This is a genomic window from Ruegeria sp. A3M17 (assembly GCF_003318255.1).
GTDB lineage: Bacteria > Pseudomonadota > Alphaproteobacteria > Rhodobacterales > Rhodobacteraceae > Ruegeria.
In genome coordinates this window covers 132955-147837 of record NZ_QOCF01000006.1, presented here as the reverse complement: position 1 = coordinate 147837, position 14883 = coordinate 132955, and the positions used below count along the sequence as shown (strand labels likewise).

The following is a 14883-nucleotide window of genomic DNA, read 5'->3' as shown; positions in this document are numbered from 1 at the left end:
GGGGCCTTTCATGCTGAAGACCGCAGTTGCTGGCCTGTCGCGGGTCGCCAATTCTCTTGCAATCGCCGCCAACGCTTTGGGTACTCTCGTCGTCCTAGCGTTGGTGGTTGTTCTGAATGTCGACGTTATTGCACGTGGCCTGTTTTCAGCCCCATTGCGTGGCACTTATGAGATGGTGCAGTTTTCGGTCGTGATGATCGTCTTTCTGCAGTTGGCAGACGTGGTCAGAGTAGATCGGTTAACACGCTCGGACGGGTTCCTGAACCTGTTGCACTATCGTCGCCCGGGGCTGACAGCCAACCTGAGGCGCATCATCAATGCCATCTCGGCGATCTTCATGGCATTGATCGCCTATGTGACATTCCCTGAATTCCTACACATGTGGCAGACGCAGGACTACTTCGGAGTGCCCGGTCTTTTCACATTGCCATGGTGGCCGGTCAAACTGGTCATCGCGTGCGGTACTGCGCTTGCCTGCGTGATCTTCCTGCTCAAGGTCGTCACGGCGCAGGACCGTCCGCAACTTATTCGCACCCCTGAACATGACGAGGCCGCAGAATGACGCCGATTGAGATTGGCCTGATCTCGGTCGTTGCCATTGTTTTCCTGATTTACGCGGGCGTCTACATTCCCATCGCGTTGGGCGTCGTCTCGTTCGTTTCTATCTGGCTGATGCGGGACAACTTCACGCTAGCGCTGAACCTGCTGAAAGTGGCGGTCGGCGACAGCGCGATGGAATATAGCTTCGCGACTATCCCGCTGTTTACCTTCATGGGGCTCATCGTTTCAAAGGCTGGGTTAGGCAGGGACATTTATGAAGTCATGACCATGCGGTTTCGCAAGGTCAAAGGCGGGATTGGAATGGCCACGGTCGGAGCCAACGCCGTCTTTGCCGCCGTGACCGGGTCGTCCATTGCATCCGCATCGGTGTTCACCAAAGTCTCGGTGCCGCAGATGATGGCGCAGGATTACAACCCACGCTTTGCTGTTGGCGTGGTGGCCGGGTCTTCGGTTTTGGGTATGATCATCCCGCCATCGGCCATGCTGATCATCTATTCCTTTGTTGCTGAGCAATCCGTGGGGGACATGTTCTTGGCTGGGGTCATTCCCGGGATCATGCTGGCGATCGCCTATGTCGGCGCGATCTGGGCCATGGGCCGATTCACACCGGCGTTCGTCGGTGGCCGCGTCGTGGCAGATACCGAATGGATGTCCGGACGCGAGATTGCGTCCAAAACGCTACCAACTCTGTGCATCATCACTATCGTTCTTGGCGGGATCTACACCGGCTGGCTTACTGCGGTCGAGGCAGGAGCAGCCGGTGCCTTCGTGGCTTTGATCATCGCTGTCCTACGCAGGTCCATGTCCCCAAAAGCGTTCTGGGACGCGCTGCTGGAAACCGGTCATATCACAGCGGCGATCCTGTTCCTGATCACTGCGGCTTCGATCTACAGCCGCATGCTGGGACTGGCGGGGCTGCCCAACCAGTTGCAGGACCTGCTTGCGGGGAATTCCGCGTCCTTCTGGTCGATCATGCTGCTTTACGTGCTCCTGATGCTTTTTTTGGGAACATTGCTCGATACAGCATCCATCATCCTGATCGTTGTCCCGTTGTTCCTGCCTATGGCCGAAGTGCTGGATATGTCGCTGATCTGGTTTGGGATCATCACCGTGGTCGGAGCCGAAATCGGCCTTTTGACTCCGCCTTTAGGCATATCGTGCTTTGTTATCAAATCCACGATCAACGATGACCGCATCTCGCTGAAAGACGTGTTTATGGGCGCGCTGCCCTTCGCCTTTGTGATGCTGATCGTTCTGTTCATTCTGATCGAGTTCCCGATCCTCAGCCTTGCCCTGATTTAAGGAGGCCAAGATGCGCTCTGTCACCAAAGACAATATCACCGACGTGTTCATGGGATACCTGTCCAAGGACACTGATCCGCGGATGCGTGAAATCATGGGGTCTCTGGTCAAGCACCTCCACGATTTCGCCCGTGAAACCAACCTGACGCATGACGAATGGCGAACGGGAATTGCATTTCTGGAGGGGTGCGCCGCTGTAGAAACCGAAGACAGGCATGAATTCGTGCTCGCCTCGGACGTATTGGGACTGTCATCGCTGGTGGACATGCTCCATTCAACTCCAGACGCCACAAGCTCCTCTGTTCTTGGTCCATTCCACGTCTCTGGCGCACCGCCACTGCCATTCGGCGGTGATATGAAGCGTCACTACGGGGGGCCGGTTCTGCTGGCCGAGGGCGTTATCAGGGATGCTGAGGGTAATCCGATTGCCGGTGCGGAACTCGACATCTGGCAAACGGCGCCAAATGGAATGTATGCAAGCCAGGATGAAGAACAGGACACCTATTCTTTTCATGGCCTGATGACCACGGGTGAGGATGGTAAGTATGCATTCACGACCGTCAAGCCAGTCGAATACACGGTGCCGTCAGACGGGCCTGTCGGGGACATCCTGCGCGCCTGCGGTCGTCATCCTTGGCGACCGTCGCACCTGCACTATATCGTTAAGGCACCCGGGCACCGATCTTTAGTCACCGAGATTTTCCCCGACGACGATCCGTACTTGGATCAGGATACAGTGTTTGGTGTTCGGGATGACCTGGTGATGACTTATGTTGAAAGGCCGGCTTCAGAATTTCCCGAAGGCATGGAACTTTCTGGCAAGATGACTGAACCTTTCTTGCACGTAAAGTTTGATGTGAAGCTTGCCGGAGTCTAAATGCTATTGAGGATGGTTGAGGTGCTGAAACATGCTTTAATTTTAGGTGTTACGTTTTTTTGCGGTACGGCCATCGCAGAAGAGCGACCGATCTTTGATGCGCATATTCATTACAGTCATGATGCTGTCAAACAGGTTCCTCCCGAACAAGTGGCCAAAATCCTTCGGGACGCAGGCGTGCGCAAAGCACTGGTTTCCAGTTCGGATGACAATGGTACCCAATTGCTGTTGGACGCAGCGCCGGACATTGTTGTTCCGGCCCTTCGCCCTTACCGTCGCCGCGGTGAGATCAACACCTGGATGCACGATGAAACCGTAATCGGCTATCTGGAAGAAAATCTGGCGAAAAACAAATACAAAGCCATCGGTGAATTTCACGCTTATGGTGATGATATCAAAACACCGGTCATCCAGCATATGATCGCACTGGCAAAAGAACGGAACCTTATTCTGCACCACCACGGCGATCGAGAGGCCGTTGACCTGATTTTTGAGGCCTGGCCGAAGGCTCGGGTATTGTGGGCCCACTCTGGCTTCGACGATCCGGCCAGTGTAACTGATGCTTTGGACACCTATCCGAGACTTTGGGCCGATCTTGCGTTTCGCTCTGATATGGTCTCGCGGGGCCGTGTCGACCCAGATTGGAAGGCGGCGTTCGAAGCCCACCCGGATCGGTTTATGGTTGGTACGGATACATTCGCTCCGGAGCGTTGGTACTATGTAGGCCCTCATGCAGATTTTTCTCGTGAATGGCTGGCTTTTCTTCCGGACCAGATCGCAGACAACATCGCATATGCAAACGCAGAACGTTTACTGGCACCAGAATGATCCGCTGGGTTGTTTGGTTTTTAATATCATCGGGCGCAGCCGTCGCTTGTGAAACGGCAGGGCAACGCATGAGTTCGGAAACTCAAAACGCACCTAAGGTGCATGTGGCAGTCGACGAAATTCCATTGGCCCAACCGTTTTTTATTCTTGTGACAGTCTGTGATGATATTGCCGTGAGTGAGGTGCGCGTCGATGCAATAATGCCAGCTCACCAACACGGGCTAAACTACGCCCCCAAAATCACCGCATTGGGCGATGGGGTGTTCCGTGCAGAAAACATGCTGTTTCACATGCCGGGGCTGTGGGAACTGCGAGTTGACGCCAACTTTGGCGGGCAATCGATATCTTACACTTCTGACGTCGTGCTAAAATGAAGGTGTTGGTGACAACGGCGTTTGTAGTCCTAGCGGGGGCCGTTCGTGCTGAAGTCTTGCTGTCTGATGACGAAATTCAGCAAACGCTGTCCTTCGGACCATGGCCAATTTCGTTTCAGTCGGACCCAAGCAACAGGGTTTCAAATGATACAAGAACGATTGCGCTAGGAGCGGCCTTGTTCAACGATCCGGTGTTATCAGTCGACGGCGCATTTTCTTGCGCAAGTTGTCATGACCCTGAACAGGCATTTACCACGTCCGATGCGCGAGCATTTGGTCGAGTCTTGTTAGATCGAAACACACCTTCTTTGCGGAACCTCGCTGGTCTCCGCTGGTATGGATGGGGCGGCAAGAGTGACAGCCTGTGGGCCGCCAGCTTGCATCCGATCATCGACGAACAAGAGATGGGGCACAGTAAAGAAAGCCTAAAAACAGCTATCTCGGAAAGTATCTACATCGATGATTTTGAAGCTATATTTGGCGAAATCCAGATTCAAGATCCAGAACTTGTGCTAGTGAACACTGCCAAAACGCTATCCGCTTACTTGGAAACGTTGGCAACCGGCCGGACACAATTTGACGATTTTCGCGATGCATTGGAGAACCAAGATTTAGCAGCCGCTGCGAACTATCCCGAAGCTGCCCAGCGAGGTCTTCAGCTGTTCATAGGGCGTGGAAACTGTGTGTTGTGCCACAATGGTCCGAGATTTTCCAACAATGAGTTCCATGACTCTGGTGTGCCATATTTTCTGAGCGAAACCGAGGTCGACGACGGGCGGTTCGGTGGATTGAACTTTTTGCTTTCAAACGCTTACACATTGGACGGCAACTGGAGCGACGATCTGGAAAAGCAAGGTGCATGGGTGGTTCGCAGTGTACGCAGGAGCCACTCAGATTTTGGGACCTTTCGTACACCAAGCCTGCGGGGCGTGGCCGAAACCGCGCCCTGCATGCACGACGGCAGTTTGATCGACTTGGATGCGGTGATCAGGCACTACAGCGAAATTGATACGGAAAGGTTGCACGCCGACGGTGAAGCCATTCTGTCGGAGTTGAATTTGTCTGAGCAGGAGATTGCAGACTTAGCTGCATTTTTGGAGTCACTGTCCAAAGTGCCTTAATACAATGCTTGTGTTAACGGCTTGGAAAGGGGCTATCTGGCTTGCGGCCATGGCGAACATTGCAGACCTTGGAATCTGTGCTTCATCACACCAAGAAAAAATATTCCCGAGTCTTGCCCGATTGTCGTGAACGATTGTGTCAGGCGGGGTGCACGGCTTCACCGAAACCATATTTCACTTGTCAGGTCAGTGAAAAGTTTGGTGGATATTGGCGGCTGTCTCAAGAAGCGCTTGTTCAATAGTTGTTTTTTGTCGTGAGAATCGGGTCGTTGGTACCGGAATGGAGATTGCGTGCAAATCTCCAACCCAATCGACGAAGGAAAATCCTATTGCCGACACACCGGCAGAATGCTCGTCCATGTCATAGGCAAGACCCTGTTCTCGGATCACGGCCAGTTCGGACAAGAACTCATCTAAGTTCCTCTGGATTCCGTTCCGGTCCCATTCGTTTCGAATTAGCTTGATCGCATCTTCTTTACTGAGTTGGGCAAGACATGCTTTGCCATTCGCCGTGGTGGTCAAAGGAAAAACCTCGCCCACTTGCGAGACCGTCGTCAAACGGTACACGCCAGGAACCTGATCCAGAAAAACCATACCGATACCGCGCATAACTGCGAGGTCAGTTGTTTCTCCGGTCTTTTGCGTCAGTTCAGTTAAAAGAAGCCGGCAGTGCTCGACAATGCTGTATTGGGCCGCCCCCGCAAGGGCGTTCAGTTCGGGGCCGAGCCGCAGTCCGCCTCCATTCGCATCGGAAATAACAAACTTCTCTTCCGCAAGGGCACTTGTGATTCTCTGTACCGTAGAGCGGGGCAGGTCAACGCGTTCGGCAATTTTCCCCAGGCTCATCCCGGACTGGCTTTCCTTCAGAACACGCAGAATCGAAGCTGCTCTCGAAATGACCTGAATGCCACCTTTGTCATTTTTATCAGGCATTTACACCTCCTCTTCGTTTCTTGGTTTTGCCGCTGCGGATGTCAGGCCCACTGGCACGCTGTACCACTATGCGGTGCAAGTCAACCGTAATGTGAGTTTTAAGTTGACCGCATCGCGGTGCGTATGCATCATGATACGGGACAGGTGGGGAGGCCACTCATTCAATTCAAATCGACCAACGCCGCTTCGTCGGCGAACAGAGGAGATATGCCCAATGGTTGAAATCCGCGGCATCGAGTTCCAGGGCGACACCGACAATGACATGGGGTTGGAGTTCTACAACCTGAGTCACAGATACGGGTTTCAATGCCCTAACTGGCCCTATTTCAAAGACGTCCAGATCGACCGCAAACACTACATGGCCAAGTCGGGCGTGTTGTCGCAAACGATTACCACGACCATGCACGTGACCACGCATATCGATGCACCTGCGCATGTCGTTCAGGGAACGCCGTTCATCGACGAGGTACCGCTGCCGCATTTCTTCGGTTCGGGCCTGGTGGTTTCTGTCCCCAAGAAAAAGTGGGAGCAAATCACAGGCGATGATCTGGAAAAGGCTTGCGGGCACGCGATCCGCAAGGGCGACGTTCTGATCATCAATACCGGTTGGCACAAGAAGTACGAAGATGGTGACTATTTCGCTTACTGCCCGGGTCTTGTTCCTTCAGCCGCCGAGTGGATGATCGAAAAAGGTGTGAAAGTTGTCGGGCATGACACCCAGGCAAACGACCACCCGCTGGCAACAGCAATTGGCCCGCAACGAAACGGTCCGATCATGCCGCATCTTGAGAAGGAATATCTTGAGTGGTCAGGTGGAACTCCTTGGGAAGTTGACTTCCCTGAGTGGGAACCGGTGCACAATATGCTGTTCTCCAGAGGTATTCTTGGAATTGAAAATGTTGGCGGTGACCTTGATGCGGTGACCGGCAAGCGATGCACCTTCGCATTCTTCCCTTGGAACTGGGACCGTGGTGATGGCTGCATCATCCGTCTGGTAGCGATGATCGACAAGAACCAGTCCTACCGCATCGAAGCTGGTGAAGAATTCTGAACACTCACGGACCGGTCGCCGGTTCGCCGGCGGCCACCAATACAATAATCCTGAGCGGGGACGAACATGCATCTAAAGCGGTTTAAAGACGCCCAACCCTACAAAGCACCGAACCACTTCGGATGTCACGGGCTTCGGTTGCAGGGGTTCGAGGAAGGCGGGCCGACAAATCAATGGATCGGCTTCAGTCAGTTCCTGCCTGGTGGAGGTGCGGGACCGGACTCTACGCCGTTCGAGAAGGTCTACGTGATTTTGGATGGCGAAATGACCGTCATCATTGATGGAATGGAAACCACTTTGGGACCCATGGACAGCTGCACGGTTGCGCCTGGCGAAGTGCGCAAAATTGAAAACCGTTCGAACCACACCTGCAAGATGCTTGTCGTCATTCCGTACCCGCCAGAAAGCTGAGGACGAATAGTATGTCTAATCCACTCAAGATGTTTGATGTTAAGGACAATGTCGCACTGATCACGGGGGCTTCTGGGGCTTTTGGCATGGTGGCTGCACGTGTTCTGGCTGGGGCTAGTTGCAACTTGGTTTTGGCAGCCGGCAACCAACAAGCGCTCGATGAGATTGCCAAAGAGTGCGAGGAGCTCGGAGCTGCTGTTGTAACAGTGAACACACGCCCAAACGATGAGGCGTCATGCGACGCGTTGGTCGATGAAGCGGTCAACAGTTTTGGCAAGCTGGACATTCTCGTCGTCGCGTCTGGCATGAACAAAGTCGCTCCAATCAACGAAATGGCTCCCGAAACCTTTGATGCGGTGATGGATGCCAACGTCAATCAAAGCTGGTTGCTCGCGCGTTCGGCGGCGAAACAGATGAAGGTCAGCGAATATGGCAAGATCATCTTCGTCAGTTCCGCTCGTAGTATCCTTGGCCACCCGGCTGGCTATACTGCGTATTGCGCATCAAAGGCTGCAGTAAACGGGATCACCAAAGCCTTGGGGTGTGAGCTTGGGCCGACTGGAATTACTGTCAACGCGATCGCTCCGACAGTGTTCAGGTCTCCTTTGACAGCTTGGATGTTCGAAGACACCGACGAGGCGAAAGCGGTGCGCGATGGCTTCCTTACCCGTGTTCCAAAGGGGCGACTGGGTGAGCCAGAAGACCTTGCTGGTCCTCTGCTGTTTCTCGCGTCGAGGGCATCCGATTTTTACACCGGGCATATCCTTCATGCCGACGGTGGATATACGGCGGGTTAAATGATGGTGCGTAAGAAGCAGCAGATGGCAGTGATTGGCGCAGGTCTTATGGGCCATGGCATTGCCCTGACTTTAGCGAAGGCCGGTCAATACGTCGCTATCGCGGATCCGGTGAAAGAAGCCCGGGACACGGTGTCAGAGCGCATTCGCGCCAGCATGGCGGCGATGGGGGATGACGAGGATAAAATCACAAGGACCCTCAAGATGATTGAGATCTTTGCGACAACGGAAAGCGCGGTTCAAAAAGCCGACGCTGTATTCGAAGCCGCGCCGGAAAAACTGGAACTTAAGCAAGCGATATTTGCAGAAATCGATGCGCATGCACCGGAAACCTGCATTCTCGCGTCCAATACTTCGGTCATGCCGATCACTCAGATCATGTCTGGTTTGCGGCTGAAAAACCGGGCCATCGGAACGCATTGGTGGAACCCGCCGCATATGATCCCATTGGTCGAGGTCATCAAGACTGAGTGGACAGACCCAGAGACTGCGCAGACGATGTACGATCTATTGAAGGATGCCGGAAAAACTCCGGTGATAGTCGAAAAGGATGTGCCCGGCTTTATTGGAAACCGGCTTCAGCACGCCTTATGGCGTGAAGCGGTCAGCCTGGTGGAAAACGGTATCTGCAACGCAGAGGCGGTTGATACTGTGATCAAGTCCAGCTTTGGGCGGCGATTGGCGGTGCTTGGGCCGTTGGAAAACGCCGATCTGGTTGGCACCGATCTGACGCTCGATATCCACGAAAACGTGCTGCACGATCTTGAAGCGCATAAAGGGCCTTCATCCTATCTCAAGTCGCTTGTCGATGCGGGCAAGCTGGGCATGAAATCCGGAGAAGGGTTCAGAAAGTGGGCCGAAGGCGAGGCAGAAGAAGTTCGCCAGCGTGTCGCAACGCATCTGAAGAACCTCGAGAAGACTTTGTAAGATCAATCAAACACTGGCGGGAGGCCGGTGAAGGGAGGACGCAATGACAAGGACTTTCAAAACAGCCACAAGGCGTGGTTTCATAGCCGGTGCCACAGCGGCAATTGCTGCTCCGGCAATACTCCGGGCGACGCGGGCCTATGCTGCGAACCCGACGCTGCGGATCGGTAATGTCAGCCCGCGCACCGGACCACTGGCCGGTTTTGCCGAGGCCGACGAATATGTGCTGCAAGCCATCCAGCAGGTCTTTTCGGCCGGGTTGGACAACAATGGCAAGACCTGGAATGTCGAGATCATTTCAAAAGACAGCCAGTCCAATCCAAACCGCGCAGCAGAGGTCGCCGCTGACCTGATCCTGGGAGATGAGGTCGATATCATTGTTGCGGCTTCAACGCCGGACACGGTGAACCCTGTCGCCGATCAGGCAGAGATTAATGAAGTTCCCTGCATCACAACCGACTGCCCATGGCAGCCGTACTTCTTTGGCCGCAACGGTGTTCCGGGCGAAGGGTTTGAGACCACCTATCACTTCTTCTGGGGTCTTGAAGACGTTATCGCCGCCTTCCTCGACATGTGGGACAAAACAGGCGTGGCCAAGACTGTGGGCGGTCTTTTCCCCAATGATGCCGACGGCAATGCCTGGGGTGATGCGGAACTGGGTCTGCCCAAACCGCTTGCCGCCGCCGGATACACGCTCACCGATTCCGGCCGTTATCAGCCGCTGTCCGATGACTTCTCAAACCAGATTGCAGCGTTTAAAGCGGCTGGATGTGAAATCGTTACCGGTAACATGATCCCGCCGGATTTCGCGACGTTCTGGAGCCAGGCCGCACAGCAAGGGTTCAACCCCAAGGTCGTCACGATCGGCAAGGCACTGTTGTTCCCGTCTGTCATTGAATCGCTCGGCGATCGTGGCGATGGATTGTCGACCGAGGTCTGGTGGTCACCACATCACCCGTTCTCGTCTTCGCTGATCGGAATTTCCTCGAAAGAACTGGCCGAAGGTTACACGGCGGAGTCGGGGCGCCCATGGACACAACCGCTTGGTTTCAAACACGCTCTGTTTGAGGTCGTCGCGGATGTCATCAAACGGGCGGATGATCTGGAAGACCCGTCTTCGATCATCTCGGCAATCACATCCACCAACCTGAACACAATCGTCGGGCCAGTAAACTGGGGTGATGGGCCGATCAACAATGTCACCAAAACACCGCTGGTCGGTGGTCAGTGGCAGAAGTCTGGAGACGGGTTCGAGTTGCAGATCGTTGCAAACAGCACCGCACCCGAGGTTCCGGTGACGGCAGACATGAAGCTGCTGGGCTGACGAATTGTTCGGTGCCGATCTTGGCACCGAACCCTCCATCCGAGAGAAGCATGACAACAATCCTGAATCTCCAAGACTTGAGCAAGGCATTTGGCGCAGTCACTGTCGCCGATGCGCTGAACTATCAGGTCCAACAAGGTGAGGCGCTTGGGGTGATTGGCCCCAATGGCGCCGGTAAAACTTCGATGTTCAACCTGATTACAGGGACGCTGAAACCGAATTCCGGACGTATCGACTTTGATGGTCATAACGTCACCAAATGGAGCGCAGCAAAACGCAGCCATGCAGGGATCGCACGTTCCTTTCAGGTCCCGCAGCCGTTTTCGGGCATGACCGTTTTCGAAAACGCCATGATCGCTGCCACGCAATCGGCTGGGCTGCGTGGGCACCAAGCTGAACGGTTTTGTCTGGAAGTACTGGATCAAACGGAGCTGCTGCCAAAGGCAAACACTGTTGCAGGTAGCCTGACATTGCTGGAGCGAAAACGCCTGGAACTGACGCGCGCGCTTTGCTCCAAGCCAAGATTGCTGCTGCTGGACGAAATCGCCGGTGGTCTGACCGAAGCCGAGTGCAAATCACTGGTTCAAACCATCAAGGACATTCATGCCTCCGGCGTCACCATCATCTGGATCGAACACGTCGTGCACGCCCTGCTGGCTGTTGTGGACCGCCTGATCGTCATCGATTTCGGCAAAAAGATCGCCGAGGGCGAGCCGCAAACAATCATGGAAAGCACTGAAGTCAAAGAAATCTATCTGGGGATCGAAGCCGATGCCTGATCCAATTCTCCAGACACGCGGTTTGAACTCTTTCTACGGCGACTTCCAAGCGCTCTACGAAGTCGAACTGGACGTGGGCGAGGGCGAAGTCCTTGCCATCATTGGGGCAAATGGTGCGGGAAAAACCACCTTGATGCGGTCCATCACAGGGTTGCTGACGAACGGACCGGGTCAGATCCACTACCGGGGGCAGGATATCAGCCGCCTTCGCGCGGACGAGGTTGCCGAACTTGGTCTGGCGATGGTTCCAGAGGGTCGTCAATTGTTTCCCTCTTTGTCAGTCAAAGAAAACCTGATGATAGGTGCGCAAGTTGGCCGCAAAGGCCCCTGGGATCTGAAAGCCGTCTACGATCTATTTCCGATCCTTGAAGAGCGAAAAGATCAGGCCTCTACCTCACTCTCTGGCGGTCAACAGCAGATGGTTGCTATCGGGCGCGCTCTCATGGCCAACCCCGATTTGATCCTCTTTGACGAAGTTAGCCTCGGGCTGGCGCCGATAATCATCAAAGACATCTACGAAGCGCTTCCCGGTATCATTGGCGAGGGTATGAGCGCGATCATCGTTGAACAGGACATCAACAAGGCACTGTCGGTCTCGAGCAGGGTCTACTGTCTGCAAGAGGGACGCGTTTCGCTGGAGCGCGCGTCTGACACCGTTTCGCGCGAAGACATCTCGCGCGCTTATTTCGGGATCGAATAACATGGAATGGCTGAACGCTATCGTGCAGGGAACTCTACTCGGCGGGCTTTACGCTCTGTTTGCGGCAGGGTTGTCATTGATCTTTGGGGTCATGCGGCTGGTCAATATTGCCCATGGTGACTTGATTGTGCTGGCCGCGTATCTCGGGCTGACGGTTACGACCGCGACGGGAATGCATCCGATGGCCGCGTTGGTGATCGTTGTTCCCACAATGGCGTTGATCGGATATGCCCTTCAACGAGGCCTTCTGAACCAAACGCTAGGCGACGATATTCTTCCGCCCTTGCTTGTCACCTTCGGCCTAAGCGTGATCATCCAGAACGGGTTGCTGGAGGTCTACACAGCAGACCCCCAAACATTGAATGCCGGTGCGCTGGAAACAGCAAGCGTTGCCGTGGGCGGTGTGGCAATCGGAATCTTACCGCTTCTCACCTTCGCCATCGCCATCGCCGTGATCTGGGGGCTGCAATGGACCTTCTATCATACCGCTCTGGGGCGTGCGTTCCGTGCGGTTTCGGACAATCAGGACATCGCCCAGCTCATGGGCCTTAATCGTCGCCACATCTTTGGTCTGGCTATGGCTCTGGCTCTGGGTGTGACGGCGATTGCCGGTATCCTGCTTGGTATTCGAACCAGCTTTGATCCTTCTATCGGCGGTGGTCGCCTGATCTTTGGCTTTGAGGCCGTCATAATCGGCGGGCTCGGCAACCTTTGGGGTACACTGGTTGGCGGCGTGATCCTTGGTGTTGCGCAGACCATCGGTGCTAAGATCGATCCGGGTTGGCAGCTGCTTGCTGGCCATATCGCCTTTCTTGTCATTCTTGCTGTTCGTCCGAACGGCCTCTTCCCGAGGATTTCCGGATGAATCTGCAGGACTATTCCGTATCTCGATCATCAAAAGCAGCCCGGGTTGCTGCGCTCTTGGCCGCAATTGGCCTGCTTGTTCTGATAGCAGCGCCCTGGTGGGCGGGCCGCGCTGACATGCGACTGATGGGCGAGCTGTTTCTCTACCTGTCCCTCGCCACTCTTTGGAACCTCATGGCGGGTTACGCCGGTCTTGTCTCGGTTGGTCAGCAGGCCTATGTGGGCTTTGGCGGCTACATGCTCTTCGCGCTTACGATGTTGGGCGGGCTGCACCCGTTGGCCGCCATCGCAGCGGCGGGAGTGCTGGGGGCTTTGATCTCTATCCCTGTTGCTGTTCTGATCTTCAGGCTAAGGGGCGCCTATTTCGCCATAGGCACCTGGGTCATCGCCGAAGTCTTTCGATTGAGCTTCGCGCAAATCTCAGCGCTTGGCGGAGGATCAGGATCTTCGCTCCCCGTTGCCATCGTGAAATCCCTAGCGTCCGGTCGAGCGATGCGTGAGGCGCTCAGCTATTGGTTGGCGCTCGCAGCCGCCGTGCTGGTGGTTACAGCCGTGTATCTCTTCCTTCGCTCTAGGCAGGGCTTGGCGTTGACGGCAATTCGCGACAACGAACTCGCAGCCGGCAGCTTGGGTATCGATATTTGGCGCACAAAGTTCATCGTATATGTTGTCACATCGGCATTCACAGCGATGATCGGCGCGCTCATCTTTTTGCAAAAGCTGCGCATTTCGCCGGATGCGGCGTTCAGCGTCAATGACTGGACCGCGTTTGTCATATTCATCGTGGTGATCGGCGGCATCGGCACCATCGAAGGGCCGATTATCGGTACGCTGGTTTTCTTCGCCCTGCGCGAAACACTCGCAGACCTCGGTACAACTTACCTGATCGTTCTCGGCGTTGTCGCAATCGTTGTCATGCTCAAGGCGCCAAAAGGCATCTGGGGCGTTATCCGCAGCCGCTATGACCTGCAACTTTTCCCGCTGGGCTATCGCGTCAAGCACATCGGACAATCCAAGGAAAACTGAACCCATGGCCCGACAGAAAAAGACCATAATCACCTGTGCCGTAACCGGGGCTATCCACACGCCGACAATGTCGGATGCATTGCCCTACACCTATGACGACATCGCACAGCAGGCGGTCGAAGCTGCCGAGGCCGGCGCGTCGATCCTACACCTGCATGCGCGCAATCCCGAGAACGGCTCACCATCGGTCGACCCGAATGACTTCGCGCCATTCCTCCCACGCATCAAACAAGCGACGGACGCCGTCGTGAACCTGTCGACCGGTGGATCGCTGACATTGTCCATTCAGGACCGGATCAATCCGGCCAAGACCTTCAGCCCCGAAATGTGCTCGATGAATATGGGTTCAATGAACTTCTCGTTTCACCCATTGGCTAACAGGTATGGCGATGACGATTGGAAATTTGATTGGGAGAAGAACTATGTCGCAAATTCCGATCAGAACATCTTTCGCAATACTTTCCGCGACATTCGCGAAGCGGCAGAAACCCTGGCCCCACATGACATCAAATTCGAACACGAGTGTTACGATGTCGGCCACTTGTACAACCTGAAATTCTGCATGGATATTGGGTTGTTCAAGGCACCCATATTCATTCAGTTTATCTTTGGCATCCTCGGCGGCATCGGACCCGAGGTCGACAACCTGATCTTCATGAAACGCACCGCCGACCGGCTTTTTGGTGACGATTATCGGTGGTCGGTTTTAGGAGCAGGTGGATCACAGATGTCGCTTGCCACAACAGCAAGCCAGATGGGCGGCAACCTTCGTGTCGGCCTTGAAGACAGCCTGTTCATCTCTCGTGGAAAACTGGCTGAAAACAACGCTCAGCAAGTCGCTAAAATTCGACGCATCGTAGAAGATCTGGGCAGTCAGGTCGCAACTCCCGACGAAGCGAGAGAAATCCTGGACTTGAAAGGAGGGGACCGCGTCGCGTTCTGAGGATAGGGTGACTGACATCAACTCTCATCGAGCAACATTTTTTTGGATCTCTGAAAACCCTAAGG

Annotated in this window: 17 protein-coding genes; 16 read left to right on the top strand and 1 reads right to left on the bottom strand. The window is 54.7% G+C overall.

Translation table 11 applies throughout. The annotated features are described in order from the left end of the window. Positions 1-10 precede the first annotated feature (10 nt). The 6 genes from DS906_RS03410 (at position 11) to DS906_RS03385 (ending at position 5063) form a co-directional block, all read left to right on the top strand. Complete coding sequence (locus DS906_RS03410; protein ID WP_113788834.1) at positions 11-562, top strand: TRAP transporter small permease subunit; 552 nt, start codon at positions 11-13, stop codon at positions 560-562. Beyond that, entirely contained in the window at positions 559-1863 is a 1305-nt protein-coding gene (locus tag DS906_RS03405; protein WP_113788833.1) for a TRAP transporter large permease, read from the top strand. The genes DS906_RS03410 and DS906_RS03405 overlap by 4 nt, the downstream gene beginning before the upstream one ends. 10 nt (positions 1864-1873) lie before the next feature. After that, positions 1874-2740, top strand: a complete 867-nt coding sequence (locus tag DS906_RS03400) for a dioxygenase (protein WP_113788832.1) — start codon at positions 1874-1876, stop codon at positions 2738-2740. Positions 2741-2761: 21 nt separating this feature from the next. Further along, positions 2762-3568, top strand: a complete 807-nt coding sequence (locus tag DS906_RS03395; protein ID WP_233494669.1) for a TatD family hydrolase — start codon at positions 2762-2764, stop codon at positions 3566-3568. 68 nt (positions 3569-3636) lie between these two features. Next, the gene (locus DS906_RS03390; RefSeq protein WP_158541278.1) at positions 3637-3942 is read left to right on the top strand and encodes a FixH family protein; all 306 of its coding nucleotides are present in this window, start codon (positions 3637-3639) and stop codon (positions 3940-3942) included. A gap of 56 nt (positions 3943-3998) precedes the next feature. Further along, positions 3999-5063: a cytochrome-c peroxidase gene (locus DS906_RS03385; protein ID WP_158541277.1), complete on the top strand. Its 1065-nt coding sequence runs from the start codon at positions 3999-4001 to the stop codon at positions 5061-5063. A gap of 186 nt (positions 5064-5249) precedes the next feature. Here the strand turns inward: DS906_RS03385 and DS906_RS03380 are convergent, their stop codons facing one another. Then, positions 5250-5996, bottom strand: coding sequence for an IclR family transcriptional regulator (locus DS906_RS03380; protein ID WP_113788828.1), 747 nt, complete (start codon positions 5994-5996; stop codon positions 5250-5252). A 214-nt stretch (positions 5997-6210) separates the two neighbouring features. Here DS906_RS03380 and DS906_RS03375 point away from each other — a divergent pair, with 214 nt between their 5' ends. The 10 genes from DS906_RS03375 to DS906_RS03330 all read left to right on the top strand — a co-directional run bounded on the left by DS906_RS03375 (position 6211) and on the right by DS906_RS03330 (position 14818). Next, positions 6211-7047, top strand: coding sequence for a cyclase family protein (locus tag DS906_RS03375; RefSeq protein WP_113788827.1), 837 nt, complete (start codon positions 6211-6213; stop codon positions 7045-7047). Positions 7048-7113: 66 nt separating this feature from the next. Beyond that, positions 7114-7458: a cupin domain-containing protein gene (locus tag DS906_RS03370; RefSeq protein WP_113788826.1), complete on the top strand. Its 345-nt coding sequence runs from the start codon at positions 7114-7116 to the stop codon at positions 7456-7458. 11 nt (positions 7459-7469) lie between these two features. Further along, the gene (locus DS906_RS03365; RefSeq protein ID WP_113788825.1) at positions 7470-8255 is read left to right on the top strand and encodes an SDR family NAD(P)-dependent oxidoreductase; all 786 of its coding nucleotides are present in this window, start codon (positions 7470-7472) and stop codon (positions 8253-8255) included. Further along, positions 8256-9182, top strand: coding sequence for a 3-hydroxyacyl-CoA dehydrogenase family protein (locus DS906_RS03360; RefSeq protein WP_233494668.1), 927 nt, complete (start codon positions 8256-8258; stop codon positions 9180-9182). It abuts the gene before it with no gap. Positions 9183-9225: 43 nt separating this feature from the next. Next, complete coding sequence (locus DS906_RS03355) at positions 9226-10506, top strand: ABC transporter substrate-binding protein (protein ID WP_113788824.1); 1281 nt, start codon at positions 9226-9228, stop codon at positions 10504-10506. A 50-nt stretch (positions 10507-10556) separates the two neighbouring features. Then, the gene (locus DS906_RS03350) at positions 10557-11285 is read left to right on the top strand and encodes an ABC transporter ATP-binding protein (protein WP_113788823.1); all 729 of its coding nucleotides are present in this window, start codon (positions 10557-10559) and stop codon (positions 11283-11285) included. Further along, positions 11278-11985: an ABC transporter ATP-binding protein gene (locus DS906_RS03345; protein WP_113788822.1), complete on the top strand. Its 708-nt coding sequence runs from the start codon at positions 11278-11280 to the stop codon at positions 11983-11985. Before DS906_RS03350 ends, DS906_RS03345 begins: the two co-directional genes overlap by 8 nt. Position 11986: 1 nt before the next feature. After that, positions 11987-12850, top strand: coding sequence for a branched-chain amino acid ABC transporter permease (locus DS906_RS03340; protein ID WP_113788821.1), 864 nt, complete (start codon positions 11987-11989; stop codon positions 12848-12850). After that, complete coding sequence (locus DS906_RS03335; protein WP_113788820.1) at positions 12847-13875, top strand: branched-chain amino acid ABC transporter permease; 1029 nt, start codon at positions 12847-12849, stop codon at positions 13873-13875. The genes DS906_RS03340 and DS906_RS03335 overlap by 4 nt, the downstream gene beginning before the upstream one ends. 4 nt (positions 13876-13879) lie before the next feature. Beyond that, complete coding sequence (locus tag DS906_RS03330) at positions 13880-14818, top strand: 3-keto-5-aminohexanoate cleavage protein (protein ID WP_113788819.1); 939 nt, start codon at positions 13880-13882, stop codon at positions 14816-14818. Positions 14819-14883: the final 65 nt, after the last annotated feature.